The sequence below is a fragment of the Bartonella sp. AP88XZML genome (assembly GCF_042195565.1).
GTDB lineage: Bacteria > Pseudomonadota > Alphaproteobacteria > Rhizobiales > Rhizobiaceae > Bartonella.
The window spans coordinates 543,897-560,965 of the sequence record NZ_JBHIOQ010000040.1 but is presented as its reverse complement, the minus strand read 5'-3'; the positions used below and the strand labels follow the sequence as shown (position 1 = coordinate 560,965).

General features: G+C 39.4%; 16 protein-coding genes, 1 other RNA gene and 2 pseudogenes. 9 read left to right on the top strand and 10 right to left on the bottom strand.

Annotation, left to right across the window (positions count from 1 at the left end; translation table 11 throughout):
- Positions 1–221, top strand: a pseudogene (locus ACFIK2_RS06640) (transcriptional regulator); the annotation flags it as partial.
- A gap of 1,081 nt (positions 222–1,302) precedes the next feature.
- On the opposite strand, the gene ACFIK2_RS06635 reads toward ACFIK2_RS06640, so the two are convergent.
- From ACFIK2_RS06635 to ACFIK2_RS06625, 3 genes are all read right to left on the bottom strand, one after another.
- Positions 1,303–1,425 carry a hypothetical protein gene (locus tag ACFIK2_RS06635; RefSeq protein ID WP_375640052.1) on the bottom strand — a complete coding sequence of 41 codons (123 nt, stop codon included), beginning with the start codon at positions 1,423–1,425 and terminating at the stop codon, positions 1,303–1,305.
- Between the two features lie 711 nt (positions 1,426–2,136).
- Positions 2,137–2,718, bottom strand: a complete 582-nt coding sequence (locus tag ACFIK2_RS06630) for a disulfide bond formation protein B (RefSeq protein WP_375613594.1) — start codon at positions 2,716–2,718, stop codon at positions 2,137–2,139.
- Positions 2,719–2,728: 10 nt separating this feature from the next.
- On the bottom strand, positions 2,729–2,881 hold the full coding sequence (locus ACFIK2_RS06625; protein WP_273790835.1) for a DUF5993 family protein: 153 nt from the start codon (positions 2,879–2,881) through the stop codon (positions 2,729–2,731).
- 801 nt (positions 2,882–3,682) lie between these two features.
- Between ACFIK2_RS06625 and purE the strand changes: the two genes are divergently transcribed.
- Together purE and ACFIK2_RS06615 are read left to right on the top strand one after the other, a co-directional pair.
- Entirely contained in the window at positions 3,683–4,180 is a 498-nt protein-coding gene (purE, locus tag ACFIK2_RS06620; protein ID WP_375610656.1) for a 5-(carboxyamino)imidazole ribonucleotide mutase, read from the top strand.
- 1 nt (position 4,181) lies between these two features.
- Entirely contained in the window at positions 4,182–5,342 is a 1,161-nt protein-coding gene (locus ACFIK2_RS06615) for a 5-(carboxyamino)imidazole ribonucleotide synthase (protein WP_375677041.1), read from the top strand.
- A 194-nt stretch (positions 5,343–5,536) separates the two neighbouring features.
- On the opposite strand, the gene ACFIK2_RS06610 is transcribed toward ACFIK2_RS06615, so the two are convergent.
- Complete coding sequence (locus ACFIK2_RS06610) at positions 5,537–5,662, bottom strand: hypothetical protein (protein WP_375627706.1); 126 nt, start codon at positions 5,660–5,662, stop codon at positions 5,537–5,539.
- Between the two features lie 1,054 nt (positions 5,663–6,716).
- Between ACFIK2_RS06610 and ACFIK2_RS06605 the strand changes: the two genes are divergently transcribed.
- From ACFIK2_RS06605 to ACFIK2_RS06580, 6 genes are all read left to right on the top strand, one after another.
- Positions 6,717–7,097 carry a hypothetical protein gene (locus tag ACFIK2_RS06605; protein ID WP_375677040.1) on the top strand — a complete coding sequence of 127 codons (381 nt, stop codon included), beginning with the start codon at positions 6,717–6,719 and terminating at the stop codon, positions 7,095–7,097.
- Between the two features lie 1,398 nt (positions 7,098–8,495).
- Positions 8,496–8,621 (top strand): type B 50S ribosomal protein L36, encoded by a 126-nt coding sequence (ykgO, locus tag ACFIK2_RS06600; protein ID WP_004863016.1) that lies wholly within the window; start codon positions 8,496–8,498, stop codon positions 8,619–8,621.
- A 142-nt stretch (positions 8,622–8,763) separates the two neighbouring features.
- Entirely contained in the window at positions 8,764–9,549 is a 786-nt protein-coding gene (locus tag ACFIK2_RS06595; RefSeq protein WP_375633330.1) for a tetratricopeptide repeat protein, read from the top strand.
- Between the two features lie 811 nt (positions 9,550–10,360).
- A non-coding RNA gene (gene ssrS, locus ACFIK2_RS06590) (6S RNA) lies at positions 10,361–10,521 on the top strand.
- Positions 10,522–10,846: 325 nt separating this feature from the next.
- Positions 10,847–11,452 carry a 5-formyltetrahydrofolate cyclo-ligase gene (locus ACFIK2_RS06585; protein ID WP_375627769.1) on the top strand — a complete coding sequence of 202 codons (606 nt, stop codon included), beginning with the start codon at positions 10,847–10,849 and terminating at the stop codon, positions 11,450–11,452.
- Positions 11,453–11,470: 18 nt separating this feature from the next.
- Positions 11,471–12,292 (top strand): TIGR00282 family metallophosphoesterase, encoded by an 822-nt coding sequence (locus tag ACFIK2_RS06580; protein WP_375677039.1) that lies wholly within the window; start codon positions 11,471–11,473, stop codon positions 12,290–12,292.
- Positions 12,293–12,627: 335 nt separating this feature from the next.
- Here the strand turns inward: ACFIK2_RS06580 and ACFIK2_RS06575 are convergent, their stop codons facing one another.
- From ACFIK2_RS06575 to murA, 6 genes and pseudogenes are all read right to left on the bottom strand, one after another.
- Positions 12,628–12,984, bottom strand: a complete 357-nt coding sequence (locus tag ACFIK2_RS06575; RefSeq protein WP_375627709.1) for a helix-turn-helix domain-containing protein — start codon at positions 12,982–12,984, stop codon at positions 12,628–12,630.
- A gap of 281 nt (positions 12,985–13,265) precedes the next feature.
- Positions 13,266–13,805: a helix-turn-helix domain-containing protein gene (locus ACFIK2_RS06570; protein WP_375677038.1), complete on the bottom strand. Its 540-nt coding sequence runs from the start codon at positions 13,803–13,805 to the stop codon at positions 13,266–13,268.
- 95 nt (positions 13,806–13,900) lie between these two features.
- Entirely contained in the window at positions 13,901–14,353 is a 453-nt protein-coding gene (locus ACFIK2_RS06565; RefSeq protein ID WP_375640057.1) for a helix-turn-helix domain-containing protein, read from the bottom strand.
- Between the two features lie 185 nt (positions 14,354–14,538).
- Entirely contained in the window at positions 14,539–14,931 is a 393-nt protein-coding gene (locus tag ACFIK2_RS06560) for a helix-turn-helix domain-containing protein (RefSeq protein WP_375677037.1), read from the bottom strand.
- A 401-nt stretch (positions 14,932–15,332) separates the two neighbouring features.
- Positions 15,333–15,638: pseudogene (locus ACFIK2_RS10135) on the bottom strand (UDP-N-acetylglucosamine 1-carboxyvinyltransferase); the annotation flags it as partial.
- A gap of 114 nt (positions 15,639–15,752) precedes the next feature.
- Positions 15,753–17,048, bottom strand: a complete 1,296-nt coding sequence (gene murA, locus ACFIK2_RS06555) for a UDP-N-acetylglucosamine 1-carboxyvinyltransferase (protein WP_375677036.1) — start codon at positions 17,046–17,048, stop codon at positions 15,753–15,755.
- Positions 17,049–17,069: the final 21 nt, after the last annotated feature.

Sequence of the window (17,069 nt, the reverse complement as noted above, 5' to 3'; positions counted from 1 at the left end):
TCAATCGTGTAAGCGCAGGGTGTTTACTCAAAATCGCCCAAAAACTGGAAGTTCCCATAAGCTTTTTTTATGCAGATATTGCCACAAAAGAAAATCTTTCAACACATGCCGCACACTATGATCAAGAAACATACAGCGAAAAAGAACATTCACTTTTGAAAAATTTTAGAGAGCTCCAGCCGAAAAAACAAAAAGCAATCTTGTGGTTGATTTCTGATTAAGCAAAAGTGCACACAAAGCATAAATCCTCCGCATCATTTTACGGACATACGTTTTTATTTTACGGATCAACGTTTTGATGCTTCTCCACATTTACAGAAAGCAGCCAAACGAAACTTTCAAATTCCCCCCGTATCACTTTGTAAACATAGGTTTGTCAACAATACAGCTTCTTACTCTAGCCAATTCCCCTGCTGATTTCAGATCACGACACCACAAAGGATAATGTTGCATCAAACGCGACAGATACGTCCTATTTTAAAATATTCTTGCCCCTTCACCACCCTAAAGTAAGAACACGCAAAGCACCGGTCAATCCCACTTCAAAAACAACTTTCCCTACACCCTCTCTCCTCTCTTGTCAACACACCCGCCTCTTCATCCAAACTTCCCCCTCCCTTCATAAAACTCTTCATCCCCACACCCCAATCTTCTCTCCACATTCCATGCCATGATAAAATCATACACCCCACATAAAGTCCCAGCTTCCTTTTTTGCACATTTCCGTTTTTACGCTTTTACATATTTACAGAAAGCAGAAAATCTGTAAAAAATGCATTACACAATAACGTTTTCAACAACTGTCATTAAAATCTCGCCTTCCTTTTCATCTAAATCCCCCTATTTTCACTTAAATCATAGATATAAACCGCCCTATTATTGTATTGAGCAGCATAAAATTTTTCGACAAATTCTAGCGATCAAAAGGGTGCATAAGAAGCATTTTACGACTTTTAAAAGAATTTTTATTTACATTCAGTGCTTTTTTGTAACGTAGAAGAGTACATTTAATTAATTGACTATAAGAAAGTTTGAAATAAGAGAAGCTTTTCGTTTTTCTCGTTCAACATCCACAACGATAACTCATTCTTATAAATCAATTTTTTTCGTAATACAAAACGCACCAAAAGGAATAGACCTGCGTTGCATATTCACACGTTTGTTTTAAAGAAAGATCTCTCAACGCTCATCACACCCATTTTGCAAAACGCCGCCCGTAAAGAAATGGTAAGCCCCCATGAAGTGTATAAAATCCATTCAGCCCTCCCCTATCTTTACGCTTATGGAAAAACACGTTTACGCTTATGGAAGAACAAGGCCGGCATCATCACAAAAACTCTGCCAGCTCCCAATGTTGCAGACAGCCTTCGGTTCAAGAGATAATTCATTAAAGGCTTGCCTTTCTTGTACAGTTTTGACCCACATGCACGCCCCACCACTTATGATGTACAAGCCAAGTAATTTTAATTGATTTAATATGAGAGAACTGGTGATGAGAAATTTTATTATATTCAGCAACGCGCTTCACGGTAAAAAATGGTTATTTATTATTATAAATCAATATCTTAATAAAGAAGAGAGTCATCATCAAGACGCTTACCTTTTTCTAAAAAAAGGCTTCACACTGAAAGAAAACATCTAAAACTTAGATAAAAAAAAAGGTTTGCTTCTAATAAACAAACCTCTGCAGAAAATTATTCACATAACTTTCAAAATTTTAAATTAATCCCTCTAGAAGCAATAAAAACGCTTTAGAAGCACCAAAATGAATACAAAGATCAATTTAACACAACGTTAAGAAAAATCAAGAACAAAAAATTTTTATCGTTAATGCACCTTTAAAAAACGAGGCTTTTTAACCCACGCGGCTCAAAAGTCCGGGGCTTCTCTACAAACGCCTCCAAGCCAATCAATCCCTTCATCTCTCTCAAAAGACAGCATAAAAGGTTCACAGTACAAGTCTTCGCTAAAAAAATATCAATCGCCAGCGCTCATAAAAGCCAGCGTTGGTATAAAAGATCAGATTATCGAACAATCTTGCTAAAATGTCTTCCCAATAAATAAAAAAGAAGCGGATTCTTAAATATTTCCGCCTCTTTAACAATAAAAATTATGATGAGGGATTATTAAAAAATTTCAAGACTGTGAAGGGAACCAATTTGATAACAATTCATACCTTACAGGATCATCGGCACACTGCCCACCACCACATTCCAGTATGGTAGAAATCAAATTTGCCGCAATCAAAAACACAAATAAGAAACTTGCCGCTTTACTCAAGACTGGAAAAGGAGAAAATTCTTTGAACTTGTGTGCCAACTCGCCTAAAATCATGACAAATGAGACAGCAAAGATACAAAGGACAGAAATAATGAAAGCCCAAGTATAAAAATGCAATCCAAAGAATGTTGAACCATATCCTAAATCATCGGGTGTGATATGCAAAAACACTTGCCGTGCTGCCACAGCACTGGTTACCATACAACCAAGAATAACCATACCATAATGGGTATTTTTCACCTTATGGTGAATATTGAGTAAGAACCCACAACCTGCCAGCATCAATCCAACGCGCTGCAGCAAACAAAGGGGACAAGGTAACTCAAACTTTACCAATTGATAATAAAAAGCCACCACCAAGACAATAGATAACCCAAAGAGTCCTAGCGTATTCATAAAGATGACGAAGTGAGGATTTTTTTGTTCAACATGTTCCATGGCTATTCTCTCAAAAAGATAAATTTAAAGTAGAAGTTGCGTGATGATTGAAAGTGAGAAGAATGACAACGAATAAAATTGCCCACAAAGCATAACTTATATTTTTTTTGCCACACATAGTCGTTACTGCAGTACCTAAAGCGATTAAAAATGGAAGAAACATAGCTTTTAAATCTCCTTTACATCCGTTGTTTAACTCTTATTTATTTCAGCGTTCACCATATTACAAAATTGGGCAAAAAAGAGACCATGGATTTATTATTCACAATTCGTCACTCGCGATTGATATTGCCATTATATTTAAGTGAAAAAACGATATAATCGCTCAGAAGCACATCTCAACAAAAGCGTTAAAAGCACAAAAGCATTGATTATTCGCTTCCCCTTATATCAGCCATTGTTAAAGATATATCGACAATTATAAAGATTATATCCCCCACTCACAAAAGAATCACTTGAACAACAAAATAAATAGGCTTTGAAATCGAGAGATATACATCTCTTTTTTTCTCAAAAGAATATCCTCATTTTGCAACACATTTTTGACATAAAAATATCTTTTTCTCATAAGCAATGTTTCAAATTGCAACAGATTTTATATCATATGGTGATCTTGTTTATTTTAGCAAATAAAAAATAAGACATTTTTTTAAAAAAACTTATAATCAATGGCTTTTCCCCAATACATTTTTCCCTCTTATCTTAAATAAAAGACAATACCGCAAGCTCAACAGCCTCATGGGTCCCACGCCACCCCGTGACATTACCCTCCCCCTCACAAGAAGTGCTTCATGCCTTCAATACTTTAGTTTTTCATCTCTCGAGATCCCCTTTAAATTTTTAGCTTTCCGCCTTATTTGAAAAATAACTGTTTCTCTGTCATCAATTGGCTTTGCAAAAAGAATATAAAACTTTAAAAAAATAATGATAAAGAATCGCATTGAACCTTTGAAAAGGATAGAGAATGATGAAAAAATCATGTGATGTGGCGATTTTAATGGGGAGCCAATCGGATTGGCAAACGATGTGCCATAGTGCAGATATTTTGACGAATCTTGGTATTTCTCATAGTTCGCATATTGTCTCAGCACACCGAACTCCTGAACGCCTTTATCAATTTGCCAAAGAAGCAAAAGAAGCAGGGTTTAAAGTTTTAATTGCCGGTGCGGGGGGTGCAGCGCATCTTCCAGGTATGTTAGCAGCCCTTACTCCTCTTCCTGTTTTTGGCGTTCCAGTGCATTCTCACTCTCTTTCTGGTCAAGATTCTTTGCTTTCAATCGTGCAAATGCCAGCAGGGATACCCGTCGGCACATTAGCAATTGGCAAAGCAGGCGCAATTAATGCAGCACTTTTAGCCGCAGCCGTTATGGCCGTTTATGACCATGATCTCGCCCAACGATTAGAAGATTGGCGTCAACAACAAACAGCCAATGTCGCCCAAACGCCTGTAACGGAGGTTTAAAATGGCACCGTTTTCCAACACCACCTCAGCCAACAACACCTTAGCCAACGCCACCCCCTCCAACACCACTCCCTTCACCATGTTACCTCCAGGCAGCGTCATTGGTTTAATCGGAGGAGGACAATTAGCACGGATGCTCGCCATAGCGGCTGCAGAATTAGGATTTCGAACCGTTATTTTTTGCCCTGAAGCCGATTGCCCAGCCGCTCAAACAGCAAACAACCATATTGTTTCCTCCTATGACGATATATCAGCTTTAGATCATTTTATTTCTCAGTGTGATGTTGTCAGCTATGAATTTGAAAATCTTTCGCTTCAAACGGTTCAATATGTAGAAAAGAGTAAGCCTGTTTATCCTTCTTCCAAAGCATTAGAGATCACGCAAGATCGACTTTTTGAGAAGCAATTTTTGCGTGATCAAGGGATTGGCACCGCGTTATGGCACGCTGTTGACAATTCTTCTTCTCTTCTTTCCGCTCTTGATACCTTAGGCGGACGTGGTCTTTTAAAGACGCGTCGTTTTGGTTATGACGGAAAAAACCAGATCAAGCTTGATCACCCAGATGAACAAACCCTTGACGAAGCCTTAAGGACTTTTCAAGAACAGCCTTGTATTTTGGAAGAAATAGTTCCTTTTTTATCGGAAATTTCGGTTCTCTCGGCCCGCACAAAACAAGGAGAACATATTTTTTATGATTGCCCTGAAAACCAACATAAAAACGGAATTCTTCATAAATCCTTTGTTCCATCACATATTCCACTTGACGTGCAAAAAGCAGCTCAAGAAATCAGTGTAACAGTCATGGATGCCCTCGATTATGTTGGTGTTCTTTGTATTGAACTTTTTGTCTTAACGAATGGTCATCTTTTAGTGAATGAATTAGCACCGCGTGTCCATAATTCTGGTCATTGGACACAAAAGGCATGCATAACTTCACAATTTGAACAGCATATCCGTGCTATTTGCGGACTTCCCTTAGGCAGTCCCTATCGCCACAGCGATTGCCAAATGACCAATCTTATTGGTAACAATTTTAGCACGTTAAAATATTTTCTGAAGCAAGAGCGCACCTCGATCCATTTATATGGCAAAAGCACTGCTCACCCCAACCGCAAAATGGGGCATATCATCCAATTACTGGGACCAGCCAACAAATCTTAAGCCCACATATATACAAATACTTTTTCACACTTTTCCCCAAAATGAACTGAAAAAACAACCTCCCCCCACACCGATATCCAGCGGCTCCAAAGCGCCCCTAACCTTTTAATTCGCCCCTGAAAGGGCGTGAAGCCCTCCTACAAGCTCCTTCTCTCTTAAAAACATCACCTCTTCCCCCTCCAAACCGCTTCATCCTACACGAACATCTCATCCGCCCTCAAAAACAACCTCTCCCCCACACACCGATATCCAAGCAGTACAACAAGCGCTCCCAACCCTTCAACTCCACCCCCTAGCTCTTCTCCCCTTCCTTTTCTCAAAAATATCCCCCCCAAGGCTCAAAACAATCCACCAGCCCTCAACTTCCCCTCAACGGATACCTCCCACAGCATAAATATTCCCCCATAACATACGCAGCCCCTTCATTTTTCTTTTAATGCCAATCTTTAAGAAATAGACTGATCTATTGCACCCCATAGATACCAATCCCCATGATTGCGCTTTTATTGTCTCTAGCTTCTCTTCTTATGTTCATTTTTTCACAAAAGCATTTTCACAAAAGCATCGTTTTGTTTTCCATAAAATCGCTGAGAGGTAAAACATTTTACTCTCCCGAAACAACTCTCGCAAACGCAGCCCAATATCGGACAGACGATAGCCCCCTCCAGCATAGCAACTTTCTTCTTTTTCTCCTCTCTCTTTTTCCTTCAACGGATAGAAGATTTTCTTCTTTCATTAATTTCCCCCCAACACATTCCTCGAAAAGGTTTCCTGAACTTCACCCCAAAGGCTTAAGTTTCTTCTTTTCAGATCAATTTTTCTTCTCTCACAAAACCCTCCCTTTTTTAGTGCATCAATTTTCTCACCTTTTAATCCTGTTAAGATAATGAATTATAAGGCACATCACCACCGTATAATGCGCATTGATTTTATGGCATCTTTTTATTGCATCTCGCACAATTCTTTATGAACTCCCCTTATCGTAAACGCACTTTGTTTACGCATATTCTTAACCACCCATAAGAGATTGTCTGTAACTCTCTAATCCTGCTCAGCAATAACATTCGTCACCCCCAACAGACCAGCGCTTCATGAAGTTCCCACAATTTTTCTCAATCCAAGCTTCTTTCAAGAGCACCTAATAATTTATAAATATAAATGTTTATTTTATTATCCTGATAAAGCTAAACTATACTTTTTAATACTATCATTTTAACACTATCAGTGCCTTTAAAACGCTCATTGTGCGAAAAAATACTTCATTTCTAACAATAATAAAATAATTTCGCTTGTATCTTATCTTAATATGTGATTAACGTTCAGCACAAACTTAGATCTTTTTATAGCAAAAATACCATACAAAAGGGGAAAATAATGGAGGGGATCTCTTCAAACAAACTCAAAAATGAAAACAATGAAAATAAAGAAGAAACTTTAAATGAGGCACAGTCTGTTCCTCCCCAAAAACGTAAAGGGGGTCCATTTAGACATATGTTGTTCCTTTTTCTTTTAACTTTTCGTAAACCCATTGTTTTCGTAACGAAAATCCTGTCGATAGGCTTTTTATTAATGACAGGAATTCTTTGTCTAATATACCTCACAGGAGGAAGAGAAACACTGCCCCTATCGATCGGGATACCAATGATCATTACGTCAGCTCTCTTTGGCATTTGCAACATGTATATAAATTGGTATTATGACATGCTTTTATTACGTTTATCGCCAGACAATGTGAAGCTTTCACTCTTTCAATAAACATCATCATAGACCACCCTTGGGAAGGTCAAATTTTTTCTGCAACATGGATATTAAAAGGAATTCAAACTATCCACATTCAAGAGCCAAAGTGTATTCTCAGTATACTGGCTCCCTTATTGGATAATTTGAATTCCCCATCTGCTCGACAATATCCAGCACTCCACCCACGTAGAAATAATTGGGTTGCAAAGAATCATAAACTATTGCCTTAAAAGAGAAATTTATGCATAATCTTTCACTCTAACCGCACAGATTTAATCCCTCATTAAAAGTACAGAGCGCTCCGTCCCTGATCTCCACGTCAAAGATATAATTACAGGATATGATTACAGCACTAAGCTTATCCATTCCCAAACCAAATATCCTCTCACCCCTCACGTAAAATAAAAAGCCTCAAACAGAAGACACTTGTGTTGCCAATTTACGCACTTGTTTTACCACGCGCTTATTTTAAAGAAACATTTGGCCAATGCACATTGCCCCACCACTTCACAACAGCAGCCCCGGTCATAGAGCATAAAAACTCTCGATAATAACTTAAACATTCATAGTGCACCACCCTCTTTAAACTTATGAAGCGTAAACGCCAACCTCATCATACCGCTTTGCCAGTCTCCAATGTTACAACACTCTTAGCATTTGAAAGCATTCATAAAAGACCGTTTTATTCCTTATCTTCAAGTATCTTTACCATAAATCAATCCCGCTTGTGATATGCAAGCAGCGAATGCTATGCTTAAAGATACACAGATTTGCAATGAGAAAACCTTAAGACTATGCGAAACTCTTATTTTACTATGTTTTCTCTGAACAATAGAAATTTATCCTTATCAATTCATCATCTTCGTCATCATCATGCGGTTTATTTTTTAGGTTTTAAGAATAAGCCTTAAGAATATCCTCACACACGAACAAAAAACACCTCATGTTATAAATTTTACATGAGCCTTACTAAACGATGATATTTTACGAAAAAACAGGATTATTTTCTCACAAATAGGAAGCTTTTACTTTTTTTCACTCTTTGTGCTTTTTTGTGTCCTTCTTTTTACGAGAAAATTTTTACCTCCAAGGCAACCATTAACACACACTATAGGAATTTGTAAGGGATATACCCTTGACAAGAATAAGACTTCTTGTTAGATCTCTCCTACTTTTTTGCAATTTTCACTTATCGTTGTGCTAATGAAGTGGTTAGTGCGTACCTTAAGAGTACGCTTTTCTTTTTGTGATCACAGTGAAAAAGTGTATCGTGTGATGTTATGATGCAAGTACGATATCGCAATGCAATGCTCATTAAAGTGAGCAGTCTATTGGGGTTGTGGTATTGTATTTTCGTATTTTAATATTGTATTATAGTATTGTGTTACGTAAACTATTTAAACGGTGAATATGATGAAAATTAAAAATTCGCTTAAAGCACTAAAAGAGCGCCACCGTAACAATCGTTTGGTGCGTCGTAAGGGTCGTGTTTATATTCTTAATAAAACGAACCCACGTTTTAGAGCACGTCAGGGCTAATTTCTTTAGGGTCAATGTTTTTATGCCTACTTTGATTGTAGGCTTAAAAAATTTTTCTTGCGTTTTTTTGGTTATAAGTCCGTTGATTACAAGTCTAGTATTTGATAATATTTGGTGATTTATCTTTTGGGGGCTTGTTTTTATGGATTCTTCTATTTTTTTAAAAGCCTTTCGATTTTTTCAGCTGCGTTTTTTCTGTATTTTCCAGCGCGCGTTTTTTCTTTCTTTTGTTGGCGTTTTTTGTTTTGTTCCCTCAAGCTATGGGCAAAATCCTTCTTCTCTTCCTGAAGATCGGCCTTCTCCACAATCGCTTTTACCGTTAGATGATCTTATTCCCAATTCTCCTCCCTCCTCCTCAACGCCCTCCGATTCTGATTCTTCGGCGGTTATTCTTGAAGATCTTGACAAAGAGCAGCTTTCCCATGTTGACAGAGTTAAGCAGCGCAAAGAAGCAGAAATTTCACGTTTACTCAAAGAATTGAAATATTGTGCTGATGTTGCTAAAGCGAAAAAGATCAGTCAACAGCTTCAACATTTATGGTCCCAATCGGGGAGCGAGACGATTGATCTTTTGATGTCATGGGCTGAAAATGCACTCAACAGCGACGATTATGGACTTGCGCTTGATTATATTGATAATGCTCTTGCACTTTTACCTACTCATGCTGAAGCTTGGATAAGACGCGCTTGGATTCACATTCAACTGAACGATTTCAAACTTGCCCTGCTTGATCTCAACCATGCTCTTGAACTTGAGCCGCGCAATTATAGTGCTTTTTTTGAACTTGGCGTTGTCATGGAAGCAACGGAGCGTCCAAAACTTGCTCTTAAAGCTTATGAAACAGCATTGGATTATTATCCACAAATGCGCAGGATTCAAAAGCGCGTGCAAGCTCTATTAGACGAACAATCACCACAAGCTCTTTGAAACCATTCAAAAACGAGACGCTTTACGGCATCCTTTCAAACCTAGATAAGACACAAGCCGGCTTCACATTCCACTCAATAAACTGCCCCTGCTTATAACCACACCATCACCCCCCACACAATTCACAGTACTTTTTTTGAATTTTGACTTTTTTGTATTGAAGGCATCTTCCAAACACTGCCAATATACTCCCTACAGAATTTCTTCTCATAGCAAGCAAACGCTTCCACGCCGGAGTCCTCTTCACGCCGTTTCTTCTTTTCACACCTTCCATCATGGATAAAAAAAATTTGTAAACACGATCCTCAAAAAATACTTTTTGAAAAAAGCTTAAAACATCGCTTAGCGCCTCTGATAAACTATCATCATCTGTTTTTTATTTTTAAGCTTCAACCATAGCAGCACATACCGTATCGGCTCTCCTTCACCCCTCAAAGTTGATAAAACAGCCCTGAAATATGGATTCACAAAGCAAAAACTTCAAAGACGCAACACCAATTCAACCAACATCCTTGAATAAGAAATATTTCCCTTCAAACCTCCTCCAAGTATTCCCGCGAAACATAAAAATCAAGCATTGTCCCAAAAGAGCCAATCAAGCCATTGCCAATAAATCGTTCTGCGTCACTCAAACACCCACCCCCACTCATATTTTTTGCTTTTTTACTTTGAATAAGCCATCCATCATACAGCCATTTCGAGCAGCCACCAGCAAGGTTATAAAAACTCTCCTGAAATACTTTTTGAAAAAGAAGAGAGCGAGGTTATTTTATCTCTAGCAGAAGCTCTGAAATTGTTTTATATTAAGGAGGGTGTTCTGCGCTTCTCGACAGGAAATAACGTATTCCTGAGACCTTAATGATCTCCAAGGGAGCTGTCCCTGATCAAGCCCGTGGGCTTTTTCATATGGCGCCCACCTATTTGTATAGGTTCCCGGGATTAGCTTTTTCCATCGGCTGTTGTGGATCACCCTTTTTTACATCAAATTTTTCCAGCTAAAATTGAGAGCGTCTTTTTACATAAGACCAATGACGATACTCTTTTCAAGAAATAAAAATTACGATAGGCTTTATTTTGTAGAACAGACAGCACTTACAAATAATCCCCTCTGTGAATCTGCTTCATCCCTTCGCACGCAAGCAGCGCAAAAGCGGCTTGTTGCACCAAGATACCCCCTAAAGAGCACACACTTTTTTCATGCTTTTTTTTCATGAGCACAGCTCTTGTCCTAACAGAGATTTACAAAACGCCAACAATGGATAAAATACCAGCATCTTATAAAATAATTGACGAGACAATGACAAATAATCCCCTCTATGAATCTGCTTCATCCCTTCGCACACAGCAACGCAAAAGCGGTTTATCGCGTCGTGATGCTCTTTTAACAGAAGAGCGTGCACTCTTTTCACAGCGTGCTTGTTGCCACTTTATTGAATACCTTGAAAAGAAGGGAACCGATTTTTCACGCCTCATTTTAGCAGGCTATTGGCCCATTAAATCGGAAATTGACCCGCGTCCTTTACTGGATGCTGTAGCGTTACGCGGTGGGCATTTAGCCTTACCAGCAGTTCTTGATTCCACCACCATGATTTTCCGTGCATTTTCGCCCAGCACGATTTTAGAGCCCATGCGTTTTGGCACCTTTGGTCCGGGTGCAGACAATGGCGTTGTTGCCCCCAATAATATTATTGTTCCGCTTTCTGCGTTTGATCGTCAATGTCACCGTCTTGGCTATGGAGGAGGATACTATGACCGTGCTGTTGCAGCTCTTGAAAAACAAGGGCATCAAATGACATTATGGGGCATAGGATTTTCATGTCAGGAGGTTTCCTCTATTCCCGCAGCAGAACATGATCTACAGGTACAAGGAATTTTTACAGAAAAAGGTTTCTTAAAATGTTAAAATGTGATTAAAGTGCCTATGCGTTTTTTATTTTTAGGTGACATTGTTGGTAACACAGGCTGTAAAGCTGTTTTTGAATACCTTCCTCAACTGATTGAGAAATGGCATCTTGATTTTGTTGTGGTAAATGGTGAAAATGCCTCTGGTGGTTTTGGTCTCACACAAGAAACGTATCAAGATCTTTTGATAACCGGTGTTGATGTTGTCACCACAGGTAATCATGCTTTTTCTCACAAAGAAGCATTGCAATATGCCCATGAGAGTGATCGTTTTTTACGCCCTGCCAATTTTTCGAAAGAAACTCCCGGAAAAGGTTCTGGTGTTTTTACGGCAAAAAATGGCGCCCGTGTTCTTGTCGCCAATCTGTTGGGCAACGTTTTTATGCCGTGTAAAGTAGAAGATCCATTTGAAACAGCGGAAAATATTCTGCTTGCCTGTTCGTTGATGGAGCAAGCCGATACGATTATTTTTGACTTTCACGCAGAAACGACAAGCGAGAAGCAATGTTTTGGCCATTTTCTTGATGGTCGTGTAAGTGTTATCGTTGGCACACATACGCATATTCCCACGGCTGACGCGCAGATCTTAGAAGGTGGGAGCGCCTATTTAACAGATGCAGGCATGTGTGGAGATTATAATTCATCTCTTGGAATGGATAAAGAAGAACCCTTACACCGTTTTCTTTATAAGACGAAGCAAGATCGTTTTGAACCGGCATGTGGTCCTGCCACCCTTTGTGGTTTAGCGGTTGAGATTTCAGATCGCACCGGTTTAGCAGAAAAGGTCTCAGCGGTACGGATTGGTCCTCATTTAAAGCCTGAAGTTCCGGATTTTTGGTAGCTTCTTTTAAGCCACCTCTTTGATAGTTTCTTTCCAAGATTTTCTTTTGAGAACTCTATTTGGCAAGACGACTTTTCCAGCCCTTCCCAAATCCCTACTAAAAACACCCCGCCCTCCAATTTACCTAATACAGCAACTTTTCTAGCACAAACAAGTCACTCTTTTTAAAAAAATAAAGGATAAAATTTTTCGTGATTTTTTAAACGATGAGAAGGAGGTTTTATTTGGACATTTCTGCGGGGGGGGGGAGGAGAAATGCTAACCCCCTTCTCTAGAAAAAGCTTTATATAATAATTTATTATTTAGCAAGAGCCTCTTTAATCTTTTTTTTGATTCTAACGAAAATTTAATCTTAAAATTGCTTTCTGTTTTTGAGGTTTGAGCTCTCTAAAACTTTTCAAAAGGATGTGCTCTTCTTTACTTGCGATCCCTTCATCACAGCAATACAAGGCATTTTCTTTTGTCGAGAGATCGGAGTAAAAAAAAGAAATGGGAACATTAAGAATATCAGCAATTTCTTGTAAACGCCCCGCCCCTATACGATTAGAGCCTTTTTCATATTTTTGGATTTGTTGAAAAGTCACACCTAACTGACTGCCTAATTGCTTTTGCGACATTCCCAGCATTGTTCTTTTAAAGCGAATTTTTCTGCCTATCGAAATATCGTTAAAGTGTGGATTTTTAGCTTTCACTTCAAGCTCCCCTGCCGGTTGCGAGCGCCTCTTATGCGTATTCCGGGAGTCTGAAAGTACTGAGTTCGAATCAGCTTTTTTTGCTTTTAGTGCTCATCGCACCTGGACATGGCAAAAACTCCCGGAATCTCGCGATACTTATAAAGCAGGCTAATGTTTCATCTTGGATTTTCAGGCTTTGGGTTCCACCATTCAACCACACTGTACGACGAGAACCTTGGTGCTTGTTCATAAAATAATTTCTGGAGACCAGCAATAAAATTTAAAACAGTGTTTTTATCTCATGAGACAATCAAACACAAAATTGCCTTCTGTTTTTGAGGTTTGAGCTCTCTAAAACTTTTCAAAAGAATGTGCTCTTCTTTACTTGCGATCCCTTCATCACAGCAATACAAGGCATTTTCTTTTGTCGAGAGATCCGTATAGAAAAAAGAAATGGGAACATTAAGAATATCGGCAATTTCTTGTAAACGCCCAGCTCCTATACGATTAGAGCCTTTTTCATATTTTTGGATTTGTTGAAAAGTCACACCTAACTGGCTACCTAATTTCTTTTGCGACATCCCGATCATTGTTCTTTTAAAGCGAATTTTTCTGCCTATCGAAATATCGTTAAAGTGTGGATTTTTAGCTTTCACTTCAAGCTCCCCTGCCGGTTGCGAGCGCCCTCGCATTGGTATTCCGGGAGTTGAAAGAGCTGAAACTTGACTCAGCCTTTTGCTTTTAGTGCTAGAGAGCACCTGGACATAACAAAAGCTCCCGGAAATCCGGGATATCCATAAAGCTGGATAAATACGTGTCTCAAGTTTCGGGTCTTTCATTCCCTGTTGATCGCTGCGTAGACGACCAAAACATTCTCTTACCAATAAAGTAATTTCAGGAAATTAGCAATAAAATTTAAAACAGTGTTTTTATCTCATGAGACAATCAAACACAAAATTGCTTTCTGTTTTTGAGGTTTGAGCTCTCTAAAACTTTTCAAAAGGATGTGCTCTTCTTTACTTGCGATCCCTTCATCACAGCAATACAAGGCATTTTCTTTTGTCGAGAGATCCATATAGAAAAAAGAAATGGGAACATTGAGAATATCAGCAATTTCTTGTAAACGCCCCGCCCCTATACGATTAGAGCCTTTTTCATATTTTTGGATTTGTTGAAAAGTCACACCTAACTGACTGCCTAATTTCTTTTGCGACATTCCGATCATTATTCTTTTAAAGCGAATTTTTCTGCCAATCGAAATGTCATTAAAGTGTGGATTTTTAGCTTTCACTTCAAGCTCCCCTGCCGGTTGCGAGCGCCCTCGCATTGGTATTCCGGGAGTCAAAAACACTGAATCCGAGTCAGCTTTTTTGCTTTTAGTGCTCATCGCACCTGGACATAGCAAAAACTCCCGGAATCCCGGGACACCCACAAGAGTAGGTTCATTTTTACGCTCGGATTTTAGGGGTTTTTGAATCCCTCTTGGTCGCTGCGTAGACGACCAAAGTTACCCTTTAAGGTATAAAGTAATTTCAGGAAATTAGCAATAAAAATTAAAACAATGTTTTTATCTCATGAGACAATCAAACACAAAAATGCTTTCTGTTTTTGAGGTTTGAGCTCTCTAAAACTTTTCAAAAGGATGTGCTCTTCTTTACTTGCGATCCTTTCATCACAGCAATACAAGACGTCTTCTTTTGTTGAGAGACCGGAGTAAAAAAAGGAAATGGGAACATTGAGAATATCAGCAATTTCTTGTAAACGCCCCGCGCCTATACGATTAGAGCCTTTTTCGTATTTTTGGATTTGTTGAAAAGTCACACCTAACTGGCTGCCTAATTTCTTTTGCGACATTCCGATCATTATTCTTTTAAAGCGAATTTTTCTGCCAATCGAAATATCGTTAAAGTGTGGATTTTTAGCTTTCACTTCAAGCTCCCCTGCCGGTTGCGAGCGCCCTCGCATTGGTATTCCGGGAGTCTGAAAGTACTGAGTTCAGTCAGCTTTTTTTGCTTTTAGTGCTAGAGAGCACCTGGACATGGCAAAAACTCCCGGAATCCCGGGACACCCACAAAAGTAGGCTAATCTTATGTACTGAACTTTAGGGCTTTCAGACCCTACTGATCGCTGCGTAAACGACCAAAGTCACCCTTTAAGGTATAAAGTAATTTCAGGAAATTAGCAATAAAATTTAAAACAGTCTTTATTTTATGAGCTCCACCCCCGCCTCTCAAACTTTTATGCCCGCTCGTAAAAACTCCAAAACTATGAGATAAACCCCACGTTCATTGAGGAGATTAACAAACCTTGTTTCTTGAGATTAAGCCCTCCGAAGAGAGAGAGATTAAAGAACACCTCAAAGGGATTTACACGGTTAATCGTTGGATTTTTGCACCAAAACGGACTAATTTTTCTTCTAATCTCTCAAATCCACGATCAAGATGATAAACACGATTGACGATTGTTTTCCCCTTTGCTGCCAATGTAACAAGATAAGAGGGCTGTAATCACAAGAGAAACAACAAGCGCGCGCAAATCCGTGCGCTTAACAGGAGCCCTTTTCAAGTTCTCTGTTCCACGAGACGGTTGCCCTCTCGCCCATCAAGCTTTATTTGCGCCCTCAAGCAATTGAGTTATTGAACATGCATAAAACGATTTTCGAAAATCTCGTCTCTGTAATTTCGCGCGCTTCCCTCAACCCCGTGTCATGAAAGCATGCCCCCACACAACAGCCACCCCCCAAGCAACCTCTCAAAGCCATTCTTTGGAGCATATCTTTGAAAGCTTTACACTGTGATACGTTGGATTTTTGCACCACAACGGACTAATTTTTCTTCTAATCTCTCAAATCCACGATCAAGATGATAAACACGATTGACGATTGTTTCCCCCTTTGCTGCCAATGCTGCAATCACAAGAGAAACAGAAGCACGCAAATCCGTCGCCATGACAGGAGCCCCTTGCAAATTCTCTGTTCCATAGACAGTTGCCGTCTGCCCATCAAGCTTTATCTTTGCCCCTAAGCGATTGAGTTCTTGAACATGCATAAAACGATTTTCGAAAACCGTCTCTGTAATATGCGCGATTCCTTCAGCCCGTGTCATGAGCGCCATGAATTGCGCTTGGAGATCGGTTGGAAAAGCAGGATAAGGTCCTGTTTTAATATCAACGGGCATAATTTTGGTGTTCTTTGGATTTCGCTTAATATGAATTCCTTGAGGTTCTATTTGAATCTCAAGTCCTGTTTTTTGGAGCACCTTAAGCACTTTTGTGAGATGATTAGGATTTGCATTTTTAAGAAAGACATCTCCTCCCGTCATAGCAACAGCCATTGCATATGTTCCCGCTTCGATTCGATCAGCAATAACGCGTACTCTAGCACCGTTGAGTTTTTTAACCCCTTCAATTGTAAGCGTTGTTGTTCCTTCACCGGTTATTTGAGCCCCCATAGCATTCAGGGTTCGAATAAGGTTTGTCACTTCTGGCTCACAAGCCGCATTCTCAAGAGTGGTTGTTCCCTTTGCCATTGTCGCCGCCATCAGCAGCACATGGGTTCCACCAACAGTGACTTTAGGGAAACGATAGTGAGCACCTTTTAACCCCTTTAGCGCTTTTGCATGAACATATCCATTTTCGATAGTAATCTGTACGCCTAAAGTTTTAAGTCCCTCAAGGATAAAATCGACAGGTCTTGTTCCAATAGCGCATCCTCCAGGAAGCGAAACATAAGCCTCTGCGCATCGTGCAAGCAGAGGTCCAATAACCCAAAAGCTTGCACGCATTTTTTTCACCAGTTCGTATGGTGCCCGTGTTGTAGCTATTTTTTGCGCCGTAAAATGAATTGTTCTTGAATTCACGCATTCATCGTTAAACTCTTGTCCATCAACGGCATATCCAACACCATGATTATTGAGAATACGAATAAGCAATTCAACATCGGCCAGATGCGGAATATTTTCTAAAGTGAGCGTTTCTTCTGTTAAAAGCGCCGCAATCATAAGAGGCAATGCAGCATTTTTTGCCCCAGAAATAGGAATTGTTCCTTTAAGTTTTTCTCCCCCAACAATTTGAATAGAATCCATCGTATTTTCCCTCTTTTCCTT

What these genes read in the sequence shown, in the direction of transcription:
- ACFIK2_RS06635 (WP_375640052.1), bottom strand. Translation starts at nt 1,425, where the DNA reads ATGTGGGTCAAAACTGTACAAGAAAGGCAAGCCTTTAATGAATTATCT.
- ACFIK2_RS06630 (WP_375613594.1), bottom strand. Translation starts at nt 2,718, where the DNA reads ATGGAACATGTTGAACAAAAAAATCCTCACTTCGTCATCTTTATGAAT.
- ACFIK2_RS06625 (WP_273790835.1), bottom strand. Translation starts at nt 2,881, where the DNA reads ATGTTTCTTCCATTTTTAATCGCTTTAGGTACTGCAGTAACGACTATG.
- purE (WP_375610656.1), top strand. Translation starts at nt 3,683, where the DNA reads ATGATGAAAAAATCATGTGATGTGGCGATTTTAATGGGGAGCCAATCG.
- ACFIK2_RS06615 (WP_375677041.1), top strand. Translation starts at nt 4,182, where the DNA reads ATGGCACCGTTTTCCAACACCACCTCAGCCAACAACACCTTAGCCAAC.
- ACFIK2_RS06605 (WP_375677040.1), top strand. Translation starts at nt 6,717, where the DNA reads ATGGAGGGGATCTCTTCAAACAAACTCAAAAATGAAAACAATGAAAAT.
- ykgO (WP_004863016.1), top strand. Translation starts at nt 8,496, where the DNA reads ATGAAAATTAAAAATTCGCTTAAAGCACTAAAAGAGCGCCACCGTAAC.
- ACFIK2_RS06595 (WP_375633330.1), top strand. Translation starts at nt 8,764, where the DNA reads ATGGATTCTTCTATTTTTTTAAAAGCCTTTCGATTTTTTCAGCTGCGT.
- ACFIK2_RS06585 (WP_375627769.1), top strand. Translation starts at nt 10,847, where the DNA reads ATGACAAATAATCCCCTCTATGAATCTGCTTCATCCCTTCGCACACAG.
- ACFIK2_RS06580 (WP_375677039.1), top strand. Translation starts at nt 11,471, where the DNA reads ATGCGTTTTTTATTTTTAGGTGACATTGTTGGTAACACAGGCTGTAAA.
- ACFIK2_RS06570 (WP_375677038.1), bottom strand. Translation starts at nt 13,805, where the DNA reads ATGAAAGACCCGAAACTTGAGACACGTATTTATCCAGCTTTATGGATA.
- ACFIK2_RS06565 (WP_375640057.1), bottom strand. Translation starts at nt 14,353, where the DNA reads ATGAGCACTAAAAGCAAAAAAGCTGACTCGGATTCAGTGTTTTTGACT.
- ACFIK2_RS06560 (WP_375677037.1), bottom strand. Translation starts at nt 14,931, where the DNA reads ATGCGAGGGCGCTCGCAACCGGCAGGGGAGCTTGAAGTGAAAGCTAAA.
- murA (WP_375677036.1), bottom strand. Translation starts at nt 17,048, where the DNA reads ATGGATTCTATTCAAATTGTTGGGGGAGAAAAACTTAAAGGAACAATT.